Source organism: Mesorhizobium sp. M0854, assembly GCF_040319815.1.
Lineage (GTDB): Bacteria > Pseudomonadota > Alphaproteobacteria > Rhizobiales > Rhizobiaceae > Mesorhizobium.
Genome location: NZ_JAMYOL010000030.1, coordinates 1 through 18,447 on the forward strand (window position 1 = coordinate 1; position 18,447 = coordinate 18,447).

Annotated in this window: 17 protein-coding genes; 11 read left to right on the forward strand and 6 right to left on the reverse strand. The window is 61.4% G+C overall.

Annotation, left to right across the window (positions count from 1 at the left end):
- Positions 1–81: 81 nt before the first annotated feature.
- Together NKH99_RS27560 and NKH99_RS27565 are read right to left on the reverse strand one after the other, a co-directional pair.
- A complete protein-coding gene (locus NKH99_RS27560; protein WP_353016770.1) occupies positions 82–450 on the reverse strand; it encodes a four helix bundle protein in 369 nt (122 codons plus the stop codon).
- Between the two features lie 66 nt (positions 451–516).
- The gene (locus tag NKH99_RS27565; RefSeq protein ID WP_352457076.1) at positions 517–1,950 is read right to left on the reverse strand and encodes a glutamine synthetase family protein; all 1,434 of its coding nucleotides are present in this window, start codon (positions 1,948–1,950) and stop codon (positions 517–519) included.
- A 169-nt stretch (positions 1,951–2,119) separates the two neighbouring features.
- On the opposite strand from NKH99_RS27565, the gene NKH99_RS27570 reads away from it, so the two are divergent.
- A complete protein-coding gene (locus NKH99_RS27570) occupies positions 2,120–2,836 on the forward strand; it encodes an HAD family hydrolase (protein WP_352850976.1) in 717 nt (238 codons plus the stop codon).
- 32 nt (positions 2,837–2,868) lie between these two features.
- Here NKH99_RS27570 and NKH99_RS27575 read toward each other — a convergent pair whose 3' ends face one another.
- Complete coding sequence (locus NKH99_RS27575; RefSeq protein ID WP_245274728.1) at positions 2,869–3,258, reverse strand: ANTAR domain-containing protein; 390 nt, start codon at positions 3,256–3,258, stop codon at positions 2,869–2,871.
- A 425-nt stretch (positions 3,259–3,683) separates the two neighbouring features.
- Between NKH99_RS27575 and NKH99_RS27580 the strand changes: the two genes are divergently transcribed.
- Entirely contained in the window at positions 3,684–4,151 is a 468-nt protein-coding gene (locus NKH99_RS27580) for a RidA family protein (RefSeq protein ID WP_353016773.1), read from the forward strand.
- A gap of 65 nt (positions 4,152–4,216) precedes the next feature.
- Here NKH99_RS27580 and NKH99_RS27585 read toward each other — a convergent pair whose 3' ends face one another.
- Entirely contained in the window at positions 4,217–4,459 is a 243-nt protein-coding gene (locus NKH99_RS27585; RefSeq protein WP_023719402.1) for an SMc00767 family acetate metabolism repressor, read from the reverse strand.
- A 78-nt stretch (positions 4,460–4,537) separates the two neighbouring features.
- On the reverse strand, positions 4,538–5,827 hold the full coding sequence (gene aceA / locus NKH99_RS27590) for an isocitrate lyase (RefSeq protein ID WP_353016775.1): 1,290 nt from the start codon (positions 5,825–5,827) through the stop codon (positions 4,538–4,540).
- A gap of 238 nt (positions 5,828–6,065) precedes the next feature.
- Between aceA and NKH99_RS27595 the strand changes: the two genes are divergently transcribed.
- The 8 genes from NKH99_RS27595 to NKH99_RS27630 all read left to right on the forward strand — a co-directional run bounded on the left by NKH99_RS27595 (position 6,066) and on the right by NKH99_RS27630 (position 14,206).
- Positions 6,066–7,517 carry a helix-turn-helix domain-containing protein gene (locus NKH99_RS27595; protein ID WP_352472710.1) on the forward strand — a complete coding sequence of 484 codons (1,452 nt, stop codon included), beginning with the start codon at positions 6,066–6,068 and terminating at the stop codon, positions 7,515–7,517.
- Positions 7,518–7,533: 16 nt separating this feature from the next.
- Positions 7,534–7,779, forward strand: a complete 246-nt coding sequence (locus tag NKH99_RS27600) for a hypothetical protein (RefSeq protein WP_353016778.1) — start codon at positions 7,534–7,536, stop codon at positions 7,777–7,779.
- A complete protein-coding gene (locus NKH99_RS27605) occupies positions 7,772–8,614 on the forward strand; it encodes a DUF2167 domain-containing protein (protein WP_353016780.1) in 843 nt (280 codons plus the stop codon). Before NKH99_RS27600 ends, NKH99_RS27605 begins: the two co-directional genes overlap by 8 nt.
- Positions 8,615–8,796: 182 nt before the next feature.
- Positions 8,797–9,750, forward strand: coding sequence for a DMT family transporter (locus NKH99_RS27610; RefSeq protein WP_352680813.1), 954 nt, complete (start codon positions 8,797–8,799; stop codon positions 9,748–9,750).
- Between the two features lie 352 nt (positions 9,751–10,102).
- Positions 10,103–11,200 carry a polyamine ABC transporter substrate-binding protein gene (locus tag NKH99_RS27615; protein WP_353016782.1) on the forward strand — a complete coding sequence of 366 codons (1,098 nt, stop codon included), beginning with the start codon at positions 10,103–10,105 and terminating at the stop codon, positions 11,198–11,200.
- 73 nt (positions 11,201–11,273) lie between these two features.
- On the forward strand, positions 11,274–12,413 hold the full coding sequence (locus NKH99_RS27620) for an ABC transporter ATP-binding protein (RefSeq protein ID WP_352850982.1): 1,140 nt from the start codon (positions 11,274–11,276) through the stop codon (positions 12,411–12,413).
- Positions 12,414–12,422: 9 nt separating this feature from the next.
- Entirely contained in the window at positions 12,423–13,391 is a 969-nt protein-coding gene (locus NKH99_RS27625; RefSeq protein WP_352768117.1) for an ABC transporter permease subunit, read from the forward strand.
- Positions 13,388–14,206 carry an ABC transporter permease gene (locus tag NKH99_RS27630; protein WP_352577544.1) on the forward strand — a complete coding sequence of 273 codons (819 nt, stop codon included), beginning with the start codon at positions 13,388–13,390 and terminating at the stop codon, positions 14,204–14,206. The genes NKH99_RS27625 and NKH99_RS27630 overlap by 4 nt, the downstream gene beginning before the upstream one ends.
- Positions 14,207–14,224: 18 nt before the next feature.
- Here the strand turns inward: NKH99_RS27630 and NKH99_RS27635 are convergent, their stop codons facing one another.
- Complete coding sequence (locus tag NKH99_RS27635; RefSeq protein ID WP_353016784.1) at positions 14,225–16,075, reverse strand: AsmA family protein; 1,851 nt, start codon at positions 16,073–16,075, stop codon at positions 14,225–14,227.
- A gap of 283 nt (positions 16,076–16,358) precedes the next feature.
- Between NKH99_RS27635 and NKH99_RS27640 the strand changes: the two genes are divergently transcribed.
- Positions 16,359–18,317: an acetoacetate--CoA ligase gene (locus NKH99_RS27640; protein ID WP_353016786.1), complete on the forward strand. Its 1,959-nt coding sequence runs from the start codon at positions 16,359–16,361 to the stop codon at positions 18,315–18,317.
- Positions 18,318–18,447: the final 130 nt, after the last annotated feature.

Genomic DNA, 18,447 nt, shown 5'->3' on the forward strand with positions numbered 1-18,447 from the left:
TGCTCCGTCGTCGGGGAGGCCGTGTGTACGGGCGTAGTGGAGTCGGGCCGTAGGCCTGTAGGGCAGTAGGGCAGTAGGTGTCTATTCAGCCGACAGCTTGCGGATCAGAAGCCGCAAGAGCTTTCCTACGCTCTCGCTGTGGGGCATCAATGACTCGACCACCTCGCGAGAGGTAATTCCAACCCTTTGCGCGATTAAAAGGTGTGTCTCCAGTTCCTTGAGTGATCCCTGGGCGATCCTGAGAAACTGCTGGTAGGAAGCTCGGCTTTCTCGGCCGTAACCCTCGGCGATGTTGGCGGGCACCGACGTTGCTGCCCGACGCACCTGACCCGTCAGCCCGTAGATCTCGTCTTTCGGCCAAGTCCTTGTCACCTGGTAGATTGCAACTGTTAGGTCCATGGCTTGCTGCCAAACGATCAGATCCCTGTACGATGCGATCTTGTCCGTCATCCTTGCCCTACTGCCCTACTGCCCTACTGCCATATTGCCCTACTCCCCTACTCCCCTACTCCCCTACTACACATTCAGCAGCAAATACTCCCTCTCCCACGGGCTGATCACTTCCATGAAGGTCTCGAATTCCGCTCGCTTGATCGCCGCATACGTGGCGGCAAATGACTTGCCGAGCAGCGCGCCGAGTTCTTCGTCTGCCTCGAACAGGTCGACGGCTTCGAGCAGGCTGCGCGGCAGGTCGATCTGGTCCTCGTTGGCGGTCGTCAGAACCGGCGGCTCGGCCTTGATCTTGTTGGTCATGCCGATCAGTCCGCAGGCAAGCGATGCCGCCAGCGCCAGATAGGGGTTGGCGTCGGAGGAGGGGATGCGGTTTTCGACGCGCCGCGCCGCCGGGTCGGAGCGGGGCACGCGGAAGGCCGTGGTGCGGTTGTCGTAGCCCCATTTGTTGTTGACCGGCGCCGAGGCCGACTGCGTCAGCCGCCGGTAGGAATTGACATAGGGCGCAAACATTACCAGCGCGTTGGGCACATGTTTCTGCATGCCGCCGATGAAATGGAAGAAGGCCTCGGTCTCCGAGCCGTCCTCCGCCGAAAAGACGTTCTTGCCGGTCTTCTTGTCGATGATCGACTGATGGATATGCATGGCCGAACCGGGCTGCCCTTGGATCGGCTTGGCCATAAACGTGGCGTAGATCTCGTGCTTGAGCGCCGCCTCGCGGATGGTTCGCTTGAACATGAACACCTGGTCGGCGAGCTCGATCGGATCGCCGTGACGCAGATTGATTTCGAGCTGGCCGGCGCCCTCCTCGTGGATCAGCGTGTCGATCTCCAGGCCCTGGCTTTCGGAGAAATGGTAGATGTCGTCGATCAATTCGTCGAATTCGTTAACCCCGGCGATCGAATAGCCGGCGCCGCCGCCGATCGGCCGCCCCGATCGACCTACCGGCGGGGTCAGCGGATAGTCCGGATCGGGGTTCTTGCGCACCAGGTAGAACTCGATCTCGGGTGCCACGACCGGCCTCAGTCCACGCTTGTCATAGGCGGCAAGCACGCGCTTCAGCACGTTGCGCGGCGTGAACTCGACCGAGCGGCCGTCCTGATGGACGAGGTCGCAGATAACCGCCGCAGTAGGGTCCTCCTCCCACGGCACCACCGTCAGCGTCGAGAGGTCAGGCATCAGCTTGAGGTCGCCGTCGTCCTCCGGATAGTGGAAGCCGTTGCCGTCCTCCGGATAGCCGCCGGAAATCGTTGTCATGAACACCGCCGAAGGCAGCGCCAGCGAGGTGTTGGAGGTGAACTTCTTCGATGGCATCATCTTGCCGCGCGCAACCCCGGCCTGGTCGGGTGTGATGCATTCGATATCTTCGATGCCGCGCCATTCCAGCCAGGCGCTGACTTCCTTCCAGTTCTTGACGCCACGTTGGTTTTTCACGAAGGCAGGCGTGCGGGCGCGTCCTCCGCGGCTCGACGGACGGACTTCCTTTTTTGCAGGCGGCATCAATCACCAGATTTGTTGCAGATTGTGGAGTATAGCCGTTGCCGGCGACGAAAGGGAAGGGGAGCCGGCTGGCGTCCGCCTCGACTAGCCGGGGAAACACAACGACTTCCGGATAAAAACATCCTGGTCTAGGGTCGGCGTCCCGCAACGCCGCAATTGAAGACGTCGAATGCAACACAGCCGCAAACTGACAACGATCGGCTTCGATGCCGACGACACGCTGTGGCAGAACGAACAGTTCTTCCGCATGACCGAGCAGCGCCTCGCCGCGCTGCTCGCCGACCACGCCGAGGAGGATCGGATTTCGGCAAGATTGCTGGAGGCCGAGAAGCGCAACCTCGCGGTCTACGGCTTCGGCATCAAGGGATTTACGCTGTCGATGATCGAGACGGCGATCGAGGTCACCGAAGGCCAGGTGCCTGCCTCAACCATTGCTGAAATTCTCGCCGCGGGCCGCGAGATGCTCAGCCATCCGATCGAGCCGCTGCCCCATGCGCGCGAGACCGTGGAAAAGCTGGCCGGCGCTTACCGCCTGGTGCTGATCACCAAGGGCGATCTGTTCGACCAGGAACGCAAGCTCGCGCAATCCGGCCTGGGCGAGCTGTTTGATGCCGTCGAGATCGTCAGCGACAAGAGCGCGGCCACCTATAGCCGCATCTTCAGCCGCCACGGCGACGGCCCGGAAAAGGGCATGATGGTCGGCAACTCGCTCAAATCGGACGTCGTGCCGGCCATCGAAGCCGGCAGTTGGGGCATCCACGTTCCGCATGAGCTGACCTGGGTGCTGGAACATGTCGAGCCGCCGGTCTCGGCACCACGCTTTCGCCAGATAGCCAATCTCGGTGAACTGCCGGGCTTGATCGAGCGTATCGGCGAGATTGATTGATCAGGTCTGCAGCCGAGGCATCGCGGTAGGCGTCAATTGCGGCTAATTGCGATCAGCCGGTCGATCACCGGCTGCAGCCGTTCGGTGGTGATCGGCTTGACGACCACTGCGTCGATGACGCTGGACAGGCCCAGGCTCTCCGGCGTGCCGGTCTTGACTGAAAGCAGGATCACCGACGGAAGCGATCTGCCTGACGCCCTTCGCAGTGCATCGATACCCGACAGCAAGGCGTCGCAGTCCCCGTTCTCCGCACCGCCGTCGAGAACGACAGTGCCGGGAATCAGCGCGTGCAAGGCCTTTGCCGCGGTTTCGGGAGTTTCCGAGATCGGTTTGAGGCCGGACCGCTCGACGATCTTTGAAACCACGACCCGGTTGATCGGTGATTTTCCGACCACCAGCACCCGCGAGAAATCCGGGAGCATCCGCGTCTCCACGTCCCGGCTAGCGAAAGGCAGCTGTTTTGCAGTCTCGATGTCGCGATTCGCAGGGCACATGGCGGGGCAGGCCGTTGTTCAATGTTTCAATGCAGGGTTGAAACTCGAGAGGTAATTGGCGTGAGATCACTGCTCATGTCAAGCTCAAATGGCGTATCAGGAGAATATCGCAAGAAACATTAAAATTAAAATTAAATGCTTTTCTTTGCCGCCGCTCGAAAGGAGAAGTCGCCACCACAAACGGGCAGGCTCAGCTAAGTTTGGCTGTGCAGCGCGAACGCGTCAACTAACAGCTATAGCCAGATTGACGAAAGGTTGGATGAAGTCGAGGCAAGTCTGTCGCGAGCTTGTCGCATCGCCTCGCCGGACTACCCTTCCTCGTTGGCTACACACGTCTCTTTGATCGACGGGAGATGACAATGGAACTCGTGACTCACAAGAAATTCAAAAATGGCCGGTTGATGCCATGGGGAAAGGGTACGGTCGTTACCGGCGCGAAGGGGTTTGTCTACCTTTCCGGAAACACCGCGACCGCCGAGGACTACGATCCGATCGGCAAAAGCGGCGGCGGCGCCATTGGCGGTGCAGCGGCACAGTGGCGCACAATTCTCACCAATATCAAATCAGACCTGGAGGAGCTTGGCAGTGCGCTCGAGCATCTGATCAGGCTGACCTTCTTCGTTAAGGGACCATTTCCCGATGGCGGCGTTCTGAGCTCTCCCAATTTTCGCCTGGACGTCTTGGACGAATTCTTTGCCGAGCACTGCCCGAAGCACTGCAGCTACAACAACCCGCCGCCCTCGGAAGTTATCGGCGTTGCAGCACTTGCGCAGCCTGATCTTGTTATTGAAATCGTTGCACTAGCGGCTCTGCCGGACTAGGCAGAGCCGCTGCCTGCGAGGTGCGATAGCCCGCGTTCAAAAAAGGCGCGGTGCGGTAGAATTCATTAGTCGTGGCTCCGCTGTGTGACGATAACCGGGATCAGCAGATCGCCCCAATTGCCGTCGCCGCCATGGTGCCGTGCCGAGCGCACCAGTTCGACCGAGACGCCGGCCTCGACCGCCTTCATTACCGACTGATTGAGCCTGTGCAGATCGTTCGCCAGCATGCGGATGGTCGCCTGCTGGTCGACATTCATGCTGGTGGCCTGCTCTTCGGCCCGTTCCTTGACGCGGCTTATCGATGCCATTGGTCTTCTCCCTGTGTTGCCTTCCCTGTTGTGTTGCCATGCCCGCTTGGGCGTTCCCTCTGTTTGTCTGCTGTTCCGCTATTCCGCCGCCGGCCTGAATTGGGCGTGCTCGGTCGATCCATGCATGGCCGTGGTCGAAGACTGGCCACCGGTGATCGCCATTGAGACGGCGTCGAAATAGCCGGTGCCAACCTCGCGCTGGTGCTTGGTGGCGGTATAGCCATTGGCTTCCGCGGCGAATTCCGCCTCCTGCAGTTCCGAATAGGCTGCCATCTGCCGCTCCTTGTAGCCGCGGGCGAGCTCGAACATGCCGAAATTGAGCTGGTGGAAACCGGCCAGCGTAATGAACTGGAACTTGTAACCCATGGCGCCGAGTTCCTTCTGGAATTTCGCAATCGTCGCGTCATCGAGATTCTTCTTCCAGTTGAAAGACGGCGAGCAATTATAGGCAAGCAGCTTGCCCGGATGGTGCTTGCGCACGCCTTCGGCAAACGTCCTGGCCTGCGCCAGATCGGGCCTGGAAGTCTCGCACCAGATCAGGTCCGCATAGGGCGCATAGGCGACGGCGCGGGCGATGCAGGGCTCGATGCCGTTGCTGACATGGTAGAAGCCCTCCGCCGTGCGGCCGGCGCCATAATCGACGAAGGGTCGGTCGCGTTCGTCGATGTCGGAGGTCAAGAGCTTTGCCGCTTCAGCGTCGGTGCGCGCCACGACCAGCGTCGGCGTGCCCATGACGTCGGCGGCAAGCCGCGCGGCGTTGAGGTTGCGGATGTGTGCGGCGGTCGGGATCAGTACCTTGCCGCCGAGATGGCCGCATTTCTTCTCCGAAGCCAGCTGGTCCTCGTAATGGACGCCGGCCGCACCCGCCTCGATGAACGCCTTCATGATCTCGAAGGCGTTGAGCGGCCCGCCGAAGCCGGCTTCCGCGTCGGCGACGATCGGCGCGAACCAGGTGTCGACCGACAGCCCGTTGCCTTCCGAAGTCTCGATCTGGTCGGCGCGCTGTAAGGTGCGGTTTATGCGCTTGACCAGTTCGGGCGCGGCATTTGCGGGATAAAGCGACTGGTCCGGGTACATGGCGGAAGCGGTGTTGGCATCGGCGGCGACCTGCCATCCTGACAGATAGATCGCTTTCAGCCCGGCCCGCACCTGCTGCATCGCCTGGTTGCCCGACATGGCACCCAGCGCGTTGACGAAATCCTCTTCATGGATGAGCTGCCACAGCCGGTTTGCCCCCATTTCGGCGAGGCTCTGCCGGATCTGCACCGAGCCGCGCAGCCGCTTCACCTCCTCCGGCGAATAGGGCCTTTCGATGCCATCAAAGCGGCCTTGCGGCGCCGACGGGACGAGGTTGTAAAAGTCGGTCATTGATCACTCCAGGCGGTTTTGATGCCGGTTTAGGAAGGCGTCGCAGAGGGAAAATATGTGCGCCATATGTGTGACACCATTTACACGTTGGCACGACGCAAGCGAGGTAAACCTCCTGATCAGTCATAAAATAAGGGAAAACCTGTGTTGTGTTTGACTGATGAGAGCTGTAAATCTGTCATGATTGTAAAGACAGCCATGCCATCGGCGGATGTAAATTTCTGTCAAGGAAACTCGATTGGCCGACCACAAAATCTTTGCCGGGCCGCGCATTCGTCGCATCCGCAACGCCAAGGGGCTGACCCAGACGGCGATGGCCGAAGGGCTCGGCATCTCGCCGTCCTATCTCAATCTCATCGAGCGCAACCAGCGGCCGCTGACGGTGCAACTGATCCTGAGGCTGGCAACCGTCTACAAGGTCGACCCACATGAATTGCAGGGCGAGGCGAGGGGGTCGGTCGCCGATTTGAAGGAAGTGTTTTCAGATCCGTTGCTGGCCGGCGAACTGCCGGGCGACCAGGAACTCATCGAGCTTGCCGAGGCGGCGCCAAATGCTTCCGCCGCTGTCATAAAGCTGTTTCGCGCCTATCGCGAGCAGGCCGAGCGATTGTCGGATATCAATGAGCTGCTCGCGCGTGAGGGCAAGGCCACCGCCCTCTCCGGTGCCAGGCTGCCGATCGACGAGGTGCATGAGATTTTCGAACGCCGGCCGAACCATTTTGCCGCGCTCGAAGAGGAAGCCGAGGCATTCACGTCGGTGCTCGATCCCGGCGACGATCTGTTCAGTGCGTTGAAGGCTTGGCTGCGGCGTGAATTCGGCATCGTCGTCAAGGTACTGCCGGTCGCCACCATGCCCAACTGGCGGCGTCGCTATGACCGTCACTCGCAGCGCCTGTTCCTGTCCGAGCGGCTGTCGCCATTCGATCAACTGCGCGAGGTGGCGATGGAGGCCTGCCTGATCCGCATGAGCGTCGCTGTCGCCGCCGAGATCCAGGTGCTGAAGCTGACCACCGACGAAGCCCGCCGGCTGGCGCGTTTCGAGCTCGGCCGCTATGCCGCGCACGCGCTGATGATGCCCTATCAGCCTTTTCACGCGGCGGCGGTCCGCGCCCGCTATGACATCGACATGTTGCGGTCGCGCTTCGGCGTTTCGTTCGAGCAGGCGGCCAACCGGCTGACCACCCTGCAGCGGCCGGGTGCGCTGGCTGTGCCGTTCTTCATGCTCGAGGTCGACAATGCCGGCAATCGCTTCCGCAAGGCGGGCAGCCACGGCTTTCCGCAAAGCCGCTTCGGCGGCGGCTGTCCGAAGCTGCCGGTCCATGCCGCCTTCGCTCAGCCCGGCCAGATCCTGGTCGAGGCAGTGGAAATGCCAGATGGCGCAGCGTTTCTCTGCATTGCCCGCACGCTCGAGGGGCCGCAGGGCTCGTTTGCCGAGCGCCCGCGGCGCACGGCGCTGTTGCTCGGCTGCGACATCGGTTTTCGCGACGAGGTCGTCTATGGAGCGGCATTGCCGGGGCCGGCCGCCATCGGCAAGACCGGACAGAGCGCCGCTGCGCTGGCTACGCCGGTCGGCCCTGCCTGCCGGCTGTGCGAACGCATCGGCTGCCTCGCCCGCGCCGAGCCACCCGTTACACGTCCGCTCGGCCTCGACGAGATGGTCACGGGACTGTCGGCGTTCGATTTCCAGTGATTCGGCTCCAGCAATATTGCGGCTGAATCTTCGACCAAAAGGACCTCATCTGTTCCTGCGGCGGCAACCAGTAAGCTGGTTCGCGGTTGCCGGCCAAAATATTGGTTCGGCCAAAATATTGATTCAGCCGAATATTGATTCAGCATTGACGGTACGGTATCAAAAAAAAGAACTGCGCAACGGTCGGGGGATCAATGATGGGCAGGACAGTTTTTTGGCTTGGCTTGGCGCTCGCGTTTTCCGCCGATCCCGCATTGGCTGAAAAGTCCTCGGATTTCTTCAAGTCCTATCAACAGTATAATGATGCCGGCAAGGCGTTCCTGGACAATATCGATCCGAAGACCGGCGCGATAAATCTTGCCGAAGGCATCCATCTCGACCTCAAGGACAAGTTTTATTTTCTGGACAAGAAGGACACGCTCTCCGTCCTCACCGAAGCCTGGGGCAATCCGCCCGACTCTGGTTCCGATGCCCTCGGCATGATCTTTCCAGTCTCCCATGATCCCATTGCCGACAACAATTGGGGGATAGAGCTGCGCTGGGAAAAGATCGGTTACGTCGACGACAGCGACGCCGCGTCCATCGATTACAATGAACTGCTGCGCAACATGCAGTCAGACACTCTGTCCGGCAACGATCAGAGGGTAAAGGATGGCTATGCGCCCATTACGCTGATCGGCTGGGCGTCGCCGCCGGTTTATGACGCGGCCCACAAGCGCCTGCACTGGGCCAAGGAGCTGCAATTTGGCAACGATGCCGCCCATACGCTCAACTACGACGTCCGTTTCCTTGGCAGGGAGGGCGTCTTCGTGATGAGCTATATCGCGACGGTGGAACAATTGCCGGAGATAAGGCAAAGCCTGGATGAAGTGCTTGGCCTCGCGGACTTCAATACCGGCAAGACATACGCTGATTTCGTGCCGGGCGTCGATACGGTTGCGGCGATTGGCGTCGGTGGCCTGATTGCCGGCAAGCTGGCGGCGAAAGCAGGTTTTCTGGTCGTGGCGCTGATCGCGCTGAAAAAGTTTGGGCTGCTCCTGCTGGTTCCGCTGGCCGGTCTCTGGCGCTTTATCCGCGGCAATAGGGGCACGTCGTAAAGCCATCGTCGACAGGTCGCCTCGGATCATCGCCGGGCGAGGGCGATGCGCCCTCATCAGTGCGCCAAACGGAACATCGAACTGGATCACGCCCGGCCTTCTGCTTTGCGTTACGCGAATGAGGCACGTCTCTGTCGTCCATTGCACATCGTGCTGCTCCGAATTCGCCGACAGTCATACCCATGACCGATACCGCATCATCTCCGGTTGCCGCTTCGCCGATCGTGTCGCCGCAAGGCGAACGCGTCGGCTTCCTGCTGGTATTCCTGTCGGCGTTGATGTGGAGCTTCGGCGGCAGCATTGCGCGCTTCATCGACAACGCCGACAGCTGGACGGTGGTGTTCTGGCGCTCGGTCTGGGCCGCCGCCTTCCTGCTCTGCTTCATGGTCTGGCGCGATGGCTGGCGTGGCACGCTGAAGCTGTTTCGCGGCATGGGCCTGGCCGGCCTTGCGGTGGCGTTCTGCTTCGCCACGGCGTCGACCTCTTTCGTCGTGGCGCTTGCCTATACCACCGTCGCCAACATCCTGTTGATGCAGGCCGGTGTGCCGCTTCTGGCGGCGCTGTTTGCCTGGGCGCTGTTTCGCGAACGGGTGGCGGTGGCGACCTGGGTGGCGATCGCCGCCGTTATTGTCGGCGTCGCCATCATGGTGTCGGAATCGCTCGATGGCGCGGTGTCGCCAATCGGCGACGGGCTGGCGCTGCTCATCGCTGTCATGTTCTCGATCGCCACCGTCATCACGCGCCGCTTTGCCCATGTGCGCATGACGCCGGCGACCTGCCTCGGCACGATGCTGGCGGCCGCCTTTGCGGCATCGCAGGCGTCGGCGCTGGGCGTCTCCAGCCACGATATGGGCTTCCTCTTTGCCTTTGGCGTGATCAATCTGGGACTCGGTCTCGCCTTCTTCGCCACCGGTGCCCGGCTTGTTCCGGCCGCTGTGGCGGCGCTGCTCGGCACGTTCGAACCGATCCTTGGCCCGATCTGGGTCTGGCTCATTCATTCCGAGGTGCCGTCGGCGCGTACCATCGTCGGCGGTGCCGTCGTCGTCACCGCGCTCCTCGTCCATATCGGGCTCGAGTTCAAGCGCCAGACGCGGCCCGCGCGAGCGGGCGTCATCGGTGTGCCGTCACCTAATTGATGCAGTGCGCGCGTCAAAGCGAGATGAACCATTGACAACGTCGCAGCCGCGCGGGCAGGCTGCGATCACGGCAACAACAAGACAGGCGTATCTTGCCAAGTCTCCATGCCGGCCGCATTGAGGCCGGACAATATCGTCGTCTCCCTGCCCGCGCCGTAGCGAAAGCTTCCGACGGCGTCGGAACACCACCAACGCCACGCCAGGTCTTCGCTGTCGGCTCGCCGCCGAACCATAATGGCGCCGGCAATTCGCGCTTGTCGCCTGCCTGCAAGCCCAATACCTTGAAGCAAATGCCCAGCCGCGCGGACGCCGCGACGAGCTGGCGATGGAACACTCATCAAAGGAGAATAGCATGACCCGCAAAGCGCTCTGGCTTTCGGCGACTTCGGCGTTTCTGGCAGTTTTTACCTTTGGCGCGCATGCCGAGGATCGCGTCGTCAACGTCTTCAACTGGTCGGACTATATCGACAGTTCGATCATCGACGACTTCACCAAGGAAACCGGCATCAAGGTCGTCTACGACACTTTCGATTCCAACGAGATCCTGGAAACGAAACTGCTCGCCGGCGGCAGCGGCTACGATGTCGTCGTGCCCAGCGGCAATTTCCTTGCACGCCAGATCCAGGCGGGTGTGTTCCAGAAGCTCGACAAGTCGAAACTGCCGAACATTTCAAATATGTGGGACACGGTCATGGAACGGACCGCCAAATATGATCCCAGCAACGAATATTCGATCAACTACATGTGGGGTACGGTTGGCATCGGCTACAACATCAAGAAGGTGCAGGCAGCGCTCGGCACCGACAAGATCGACAGCTGGGACGTGTTCTTCAATCCCGAAAGCCTGGCCAAATTGAAGGACTGCGGCGTCTATGTGCTGGATTCGCCGGCCGACATCATACCGGCGGCACTGAAATATCTGGGCCTCGATCCGAACAGCACGTCGCCCGATGAGATTGCCAAGGCCGAAGAAACCTTGCTGAAGGTCCGGCCCTATATCCGCAAGTTCCACTCCTCCGAATACATCAACGCCCTGGCCAATGGCGACATCTGCCTGGCGGTCGGCTGGTCGGGTGACGTCTTCCAGGCCCGCAACCGCGCGGACGAAGCCAAGCAGGGTGTCGAGATCGGCTACTCCGTGCCGAAGGAAGGTGCCCAGATGTGGTTCGACCAGATGGCGATCCCGGCCGGTGCAGTGCATGTCGCCGAAGCGCATGAGTTCCTGAACTACATGATGAAGCCCGAAGTGATCGCCAAATCGTCGAACTATGTGCTCTATGCCAACGGCAACAAGGCTTCGCAGCAGTTCATCGACAAGGCGATCCTGGAAGATCCGGCGATCTATCCGGATGCAGCCACCTTGCAGAAGCTCTACACCGTATCGCCTTACGATCCCAAGACCCAGCGCATCATCACCCGCACCTGGACCAAGATCGTCACCGGCCAATAGCAATCTGACCAGGCTCCGGCAGCCGTTGCCGGAGCCGCTTTCTCATGGGGCAAGCAGCAGGACGGAGTGGGACATGAAATCGCTTGGCAGCATCCGCAGGGATTTTGCGCCATGGAACGATCCGAACGCCAAGCCATACATCCAGTTCGACAACGTCACCAAGAAATTCGGTGAGTTCACAGCGGTCAACAACCTGTCGCTGACCATTTTCGAACGCGAATTCTTTGCCTTGCTGGGGGCCTCAGGCTGCGGGAAATCGACACTGCTCAGGATGCTTGCGGGCTTCGAGGAGCCGACCGCCGGCCGCATCCTGCTCGACGGCCAGGATCTGCGCGGCATTCCGCCCTACCGGCGGCCGGTCAACATGATGTTCCAGTCCTACGCCTTGTTTCCGCACATGACGGTCGAGAACAATATCGCCTTCGGCCTCAAGCAGGAAGGCATGGCCAAGGCCGACATCGACAAGCGCGTCGCCGAGATGCTGAAGCTGGTCAAGCTCGAGCAGTTCGCCAAGCGCAAACCGCACCAATTGTCGGGCGGCCAGCGCCAGCGCGTTGCACTCGCCCGCTCGGTGGCCAAGCGGCCGAAAGTCCTGCTGCTCGACGAGCCGCTTGGTGCGCTGGACAAGAAGCTGCGCGAGGAGACCCAGTTCGAGCTGATGGACCTGCAGCAGAACCTCGGCCTCACCTTCGTCGTTGTCACCCATGATCAGGAAGAGGCGATGACGATGGCCGACCGCATCGCCATCATCGACAAGGGCGAGGTGATGCAGGTGGCGACGCCGGCCGAGGTCTACGAGGCGCCGGGTTCCCGCTTCGTCGCCGGCTTCGTCGGCAATGTGAATATGTTCGACGGCAAGATCGCGGCTGGCGAGGCCGGCAGCGCGAGCATCGATGCCGGCAACGGCATCACCATCCGGACCGAAAATGCCGGCAGTGCCGCGGCCGGGACATCCGTCACCTTCGCCATCAGGCCGGAGAAGATCAAGGTGTCCTCCATAAAACCGGCCGGTGCCGTCAACGCCATCGAGGGCGAGGTCTACGACATAGCCTATCTCGGCGACATGACCGTCTATCACGTCAGGCTGAACGACGGTCAGGTGGTGCGGGCGAGCACCATGAACGCGGCACGTCTCACCGAGGACCCATTGACCTGGAACGACCGCGCCTGGGTTTCTTTCCGCCCCGACGCCGGCGTCGTCCTGACACGGTAGAGACTGATCATGTCCGCTGTCACTGCCGCAACAAGCTCTCCGGCAAGCGCTGCCGGCAAATCCGCCTTGGTCAGGCTGGGAGCGGCTTTCGTTAGCCGGCTCGTCATCATCATCCCCTACCTCTGGCTGCTGTTCTTCTTTCTCGTCCCTTTCATCATTGTCTTCAAGATTTCGCTGTCGCAGACGGCGATCGCCATGCCGCCCTACACGCCGGTACTTGATTTCCGCGGCGGCATTTCCGGGGTTATCGCGTGGTTTGGCACCCTCAATTTCGACAACTACATCTTGCTGACGCAGGATGCGCTCTACTTCAACGCCTATGTGACGAGCGTCATCGTCGCCGCCATTTCGACCGTCCTGACATTGCTGATCGGCTATCCCATAGCCTATGGCATGGCACGCGCCCCGGCGACGATCCGTCCGACCTTGCTGATGCTGGTGATCCTGCCGTTCTGGACCTCGTTCCTGATCCGTGTCTATGCCTGGATCGGCATTCTCAAGCCCGAGGGCCTGCTCAACGAGCTGCTGCTCGCCACCGGCATCATCAGCCATCGGCTGATCATCCTCAACACCTACACGGCGATCTTCATCGGCATCGTCTACTCCTATCTGCCGTTCATGGTGCTGCCGCTCTATTCGGCCTTGGAGAAGATGGACAATTCGCTGATCGAGGCCGCCAAGGATCTCGGCTGTCCGCCGACCAGCGCCTTCTGGAAGATCACCTTCCCGCTGTCGCTGCCCGGCGTCATCGCCGGCTGCCTGCTGGTGTTCATTCCCGCCGTCGGCGAGTTCGTCATTCCCGACCTGCTCGGCGGCTCGCAGACGCTGATGATCGGCAGGACGCTGTGGAACGAGTTCTTCGGCAACCGCGACTGGCCGGTGTCGTCCGCCGTCGCCGTCATCCTGTTGCTGCTGCTGATCGTGCCGATCATGCTCTTCCAGCGAGCCCAGGCGCGTGCCCAGGAGCAGGACCAATGAACGCGACCTGGAGCCGCTTCAACATCACATCGATCGTGCTCGGCTTTGCCTTTCTTTACCTGCCGATCGTCCTGCTCGTCGTGTTCTCTTTCAACGAGTCGAAGCTGGTCACCGTCTGGGGCGGCTTCTCGACGAAATGGTACGTGTCGCTGTTCCACAACCGGGGTCTGATGGACGCGACCTGGGTGACGGCCCGCGTCGGCGTCATCTCGGCCACGGTGGCGACCGTGCTCGGCACGCTGGCGGCGCTCACCTTGACACGCTACACGCGCTTTCGCGGCCGGCTTCTGTTTTCCGGCATGGTGTTTGCGCCGCTGGTCATGCCGGAAGTCATCACCGGCCTGTCGCTGCTGCTGCTCTTCGTCGCCGTCGGCCTCGACCGCGGCTTTCTGACGGTGACGCTTGCCCACACCACGCTGACCATGTGCTTCGTCGCGGTGGTGGTTCAGTCGCGCCTGATCACTTTCGATCGTTCGCTGGAAGAGGCCGCGATGGACCTCGGTGCGCCACCGGTGAAGACCTTCTTCCAGATCACGCTGCCGGTCATCATGCCGGCTATCGTCTCCGGCTGGATGCTGGCCTTCACGCTGTCGCTCGACGATTTGGTTATTGCCAGCTTCACCTCGGGACCCGGCGCCACGACGCTGCCGATGAAGATCTACAGCCAGGTCCGCCTTGGCGTGACGCCGGAAATCAACGCAGCCTGCACCATCTTGATCGCGGTCGTCGCAGTTGGCGTGATCATCGCTTCGCTCGCAAACAAACGCCGCGAGGTGCAGCGCCAGCGCGACGAGCAGGCCGCGCAGCGCGGTTGAAGCTGCTGCTGCTGCTGCTTACTCTCCCGAAACGCCGCGGCTTATCGGCGAGATGAACGGCGTGTTCCACGTTCCGCCGACGAAGAAGGACGACTGATTGGGTCCCTGGCCGTTCGTCTGCGTGGCAGCCTGGCTCGGCTGGACGATGCCGCCGGACAGCGCCAGCCCGCGTCCGGCATAGGATGCGATGCCGGAAAGCCAGATCTTGTATTGCGCGGAATTCACCTCGGCCTTGTCGATGCGCGCCACGCCGTTCGAAATGCTCGCCTTGAGCTCGGCCCCGTCGATCGGCAGCGTTCCGTCCGAGACGTCGTCCAGCGCGAAGAATCCGCCCTGTTCGGTGTGCTTGAGGAACGCCGGCAGGTTAAGCCGGCTCAGCGCACCCGCGCCGAACGTCGCCGACAGCGAGCCATTGGCGTTTTCGAAAATCGAGTCCCAGGTTCTGCCAGGCCCCTTGAGGATGACCGAAACGGTTCCAGTGCCGATCGGCACCAGCCGCGTCATTCCGGCCGCGGTGCCGAAAGCGCCGCCGTCGATATCGGAAGCAAGCAGCCGGATCTCGACTTCCGTGCCGGCGGGCTTGCGGTCGAAACGGACGCTGCTCTGGACGTTGCCGCCAAAGGCGGATGCATCCGAGATGTCGAAGACGGCAAGGCCGTTCTTGACCTGGGCAGTGGCGGCGACGTCGGCAAGCTGGATGGCGCCGGCGGTGGCATGCGCCGCCGACAGCCTGAGATCGAGATTGATCCGGTCGGCGAAGCTCGTATCGATTTCGCCCGGGCCGGTGCCGCCGGCGGATGGTACCGGCGTAAAGGCGGAGAGAAATGATCTGAGGTCGAGCGTATCGAAGGCAAGTGTGCCGGAGATCACCGGCAGTGCCTCACCATAGGTGAAGTCCAGCGCACCCATTCCCGGGTTGTTGTCGAGGGTCAGGGCCGTGTTTTCAAATTTGACGCGCCCGGCCGTTGCCGTGATCTTGCTTGAAACCGAGATCGAGCCGATTGCGGCACCGGGCGCGATGCCGGCCTGCGACCATTCGAGCACGCGTCGGAGCGAAGGTGCGGCGAATTTCGCCTGGCCGTCGAAATAGCCGTTTTCCGACATGCTGGCGCGGCCGTCGAACGAAAAACTGGCCGGTGCCGCCTTGAAGGAAAATGTGGCCGGTGCTGTGCCGCCACCAAACAGCACGAGCGGGTTCGGCGATGCGGCGTCGATGGCAACGCTTTCGCCGCGCCATATCCCGGTCGCCGACAGCGTCGCATTGCTGTTCATCGCGGCCCAGTTCGCCTGGCCGCTCAGGCTGCTCAATATCTCCTGTTCCTTGCCACCGATGGCAGCCACTACGCGGCCGTCCCTGAACTCGACTGTGCCGAACGGATCTGTCGGCAGCTTGCCGAGATCCGGCTTGGCGGGATTTGTGTTGATCACCGCGCGGGCAGCATCGATCGAACGCGTAATGCGCCCACCGCTGGGAATCGCAGGCAGGAAAAACCCGCTAGCGGTACGCTGAACCCGGATCGTCGGTCGTACCAGCCGCGCCGTCGAAAACACCACATCGCCACGCAGCGCCGCCATCGCTGAGAGGTCGACCTCGACTCGTTCGGCCTCGACCACGGGCGGCGCATCCGTCTCTGTCCATTGCGACAGCGTCACGTCGCTCAGGATCGCCCGGAAATTCGGCCAGACCTCGATACGCGGCGCGCCGTCGATGGTGACCCGGAAACCGCTCCACGCGCTCATTTCCCACGCGATACGGTCGCGTACGATGCGGGTCGAGGCGATCAACGGCAAGGCTGCGACAACCAGCGCGATGACGATGACGGCTGCGCCGATCGCCCATATTCCGCGTCGGATCAAAGGTGATGGCATATCGCCCCGTATGCTTCCATTCCGACAAAATCGCCCGACGGGTGTAACCGACGGCTGACGCATTTCAAGTCTTTATGGCCCGCCGATGGCATTTGCGCACACCCTGACCGGCGCGGTCCAACAAAATCTTGCTCTGCTGCATCGCGATATGCATAAGCGATGCCAATGCATGTCGCCCAAACGTGCGCAGCGGTTTTGGGATAAACGACATGCATAAAGACAAAAGTTTAAAGCGCGTCGCGTGAATCTCTTCAAACGTGACGTGTTTTAAGGAGAAACAATGATGGCTGACGACGCACCGCTCTGGATCCCGACGCAAGAGCAGATCGATGCAGCGCCGATGACCGCCTTCATGAACGCCGCGGCGAACATGGCCGGCAAGGTTTTCTCCTCCTATGCCGACCTGCATCGCTGGTCGATCGATGATCGCGAGACCTTCTGGAGCCTGGTCTGGGACTTTTGTGGCATCGTCGGCGACAAGGGCGAACGCGTGCTGGTCGATGGCGACAAGATGCCCGGCGCGACCTTCTTTCCTGAGGCAAAGCTGAACTTCGCCGAGAATCTCCTCAAGAAAACCGGGCTTGGCGACGCAATCGTCTTTCGCGGCGAGGACAAGGTCGAGCGGCGGCTGTCCTGGAACGAGCTGCATGCGCTGACCTCGCGGCTGCAGCAGCTTTTGCTGTCGCTCAAGGTGAAGAAGGGCGACCGCATCGCCGCGATGATGCCCAACATGCCGGAGACCGTTGCTGCGATGCTGGCGGCCGCCTCGATCGGCGCGGTCTGGTCGTCCTGCTCCCCAGATTTCGGCGAGCAGGGGGTTCTCGACCGGTTCGGCCAGATCGAGCCTGTCGTGTTCATCGCGCCGGACGGCTACTGGTACAATGGCAAGGCGATCGAAGTCGCCGACAAGATCGCGGCCGTGGCGGGCAAGCTCGCCACCGTCCGCAAAGTCCTCATTGTCGACTATCTCGGCACCTCGCTCGACGTCGCCGCGACCATCGGCAAGGCGGCTGCGCTGGAAGAGGCGCTGTCACCCTTTGCCGCAAGGCCTGTCGCCTACGAAAGGCTGCCGTTTTCGCATCCGCTGTACATCCTGTTTTCATCGGGCACGACCGGCATTCCCAAATGCATTGTCCATTCGGCCGGCGGAACGCTGATCCAGCACGTCAAGGAAGAACGGCTGCATGCCGGCCTGCTCGACGGCGACCGCTTCTTCTACTTCACCACCTGCGGCTGGATGATGTGGAACTGGCTGGTGTCGGGCCTGGCATCGGGCGCCACCTTGCTGCTCTACGACGGCTCGCCGTTCTACCCGGACGGCAATGCGCTGTTCGACTTCGCCGATGCCGAAAAGATGACCTATTTCGGCACCTCGGCCAAATTCATCGATTCCGTGCGCAAGGCCGGCCTGAAGCCGATCCGCACGCATGATCTTTCCAGCGTGCGCACCATCTCATCGACCGGCTCGCCGCTATCGCCGGAAGATTTCCGCTTCGTCTATGAAGGCATCAAGAAGGACGTGCATCTGGCTTCGATTTCCGGCGGCACCGATATCGTTTCCTGCTTCGTGCTCGGCGTGCCGATCGAACCGGTATGGACCGGCGAGATCCAAGGGCCCGGGCTCGGCCTTGCCGTCGATGTCTGGGACGATGACGGCCGCCCGCTCCGCCAGGAGAAGGGCGAGCTCGTCTGCACCAAGGCGTTTCCGGCAATGCCGATCGGCTTCTGGAACGACCCTGACGGCAGGAAATACAAAGCCGCCTATTTCGAACGTTTCGACGATGTCTGGTGCCACGGCGATTTCGCCGAATGGACCGTCCATGGCGGCCTGATCATCCATGGCCGTTCCGACGCCACGCTCAATCCGGGCGGTGTCAGGATCGGCACGGCGGAGATCTACAATCAGGTCGAGCAGATGCCGGAAATCCTCGAAGCGCTATGCATCGGCCAGGATTTCGACAATGACGTGCGCGTCGTGCTGTTCGTGCGGCTGGCGGCCGGCGTTGAGCTCGACGCCGAGCTGGAAAAACGCATCCGCGCGAAAATCCGCAGCGGGGCGAGCCCGCGCCATGTGCCGGCCAAGATCGTCGCCGTCAGCGATATTCCGCGAACCAAATCGGGCAAGATCACCGAGCTCGCGGTACGCGACATGGTGCACGGCCGCGCCATCAAGAACAAGGAAGCGCTCGCCAATCCCGAAGCGCTCGAGCTGTTCCGCAGCCTGCCGCAGCTTGCCGACTGACCCCGGGATCCAAGGTGGCGCTGTTTTGAGGTCTCAGGTATCGTTAACAAATTATCTCTTCGGAATTTACCTAGATTTCATGAGTGGTACACATTGGTAAATTTTCCGGCGTGCCGGTAAGGATTTGTTA

Coding starts and splice junctions, on each gene's coding strand:
- NKH99_RS27625 (WP_352768117.1), top strand. CDS start 12,423: ATGTCCGCTGTCACTGCCGCAACAAGCTCTCCGGCAAGCGCTGCCGGC.
- NKH99_RS27575 (WP_245274728.1), bottom strand. CDS start 3,258: ATGCTCCCGGATTTCTCGCGGGTGCTGGTGGTCGGAAAATCACCGATC.
- NKH99_RS27565 (WP_352457076.1), bottom strand. CDS start 1,950: ATGCCGCCTGCAAAAAAGGAAGTCCGTCCGTCGAGCCGCGGAGGACGC.
- NKH99_RS27585 (WP_023719402.1), bottom strand. CDS start 4,459: ATGGCATCGATAAGCCGCGTCAAGGAACGGGCCGAAGAGCAGGCCACC.
- NKH99_RS27615 (WP_353016782.1), top strand. CDS start 10,103: ATGACCCGCAAAGCGCTCTGGCTTTCGGCGACTTCGGCGTTTCTGGCA.
- NKH99_RS27635 (WP_353016784.1), bottom strand. CDS start 16,075: ATGCCATCACCTTTGATCCGACGCGGAATATGGGCGATCGGCGCAGCC.
- NKH99_RS27640 (WP_353016786.1), top strand. CDS start 16,359: ATGGCTGACGACGCACCGCTCTGGATCCCGACGCAAGAGCAGATCGAT.
- aceA (WP_353016775.1), bottom strand. CDS start 5,827: ATGACCGACTTTTACAACCTCGTCCCGTCGGCGCCGCAAGGCCGCTTT.
- NKH99_RS27560 (WP_353016770.1), bottom strand. CDS start 450: ATGACGGACAAGATCGCATCGTACAGGGATCTGATCGTTTGGCAGCAA.
- NKH99_RS27580 (WP_353016773.1), top strand. CDS start 3,684: ATGACAATGGAACTCGTGACTCACAAGAAATTCAAAAATGGCCGGTTG.
- NKH99_RS27630 (WP_352577544.1), top strand. CDS start 13,388: ATGAACGCGACCTGGAGCCGCTTCAACATCACATCGATCGTGCTCGGC.
- NKH99_RS27620 (WP_352850982.1), top strand. CDS start 11,274: ATGAAATCGCTTGGCAGCATCCGCAGGGATTTTGCGCCATGGAACGAT.
- NKH99_RS27570 (WP_352850976.1), top strand. CDS start 2,120: ATGCAACACAGCCGCAAACTGACAACGATCGGCTTCGATGCCGACGAC.
- NKH99_RS27610 (WP_352680813.1), top strand. CDS start 8,797: ATGACCGATACCGCATCATCTCCGGTTGCCGCTTCGCCGATCGTGTCG.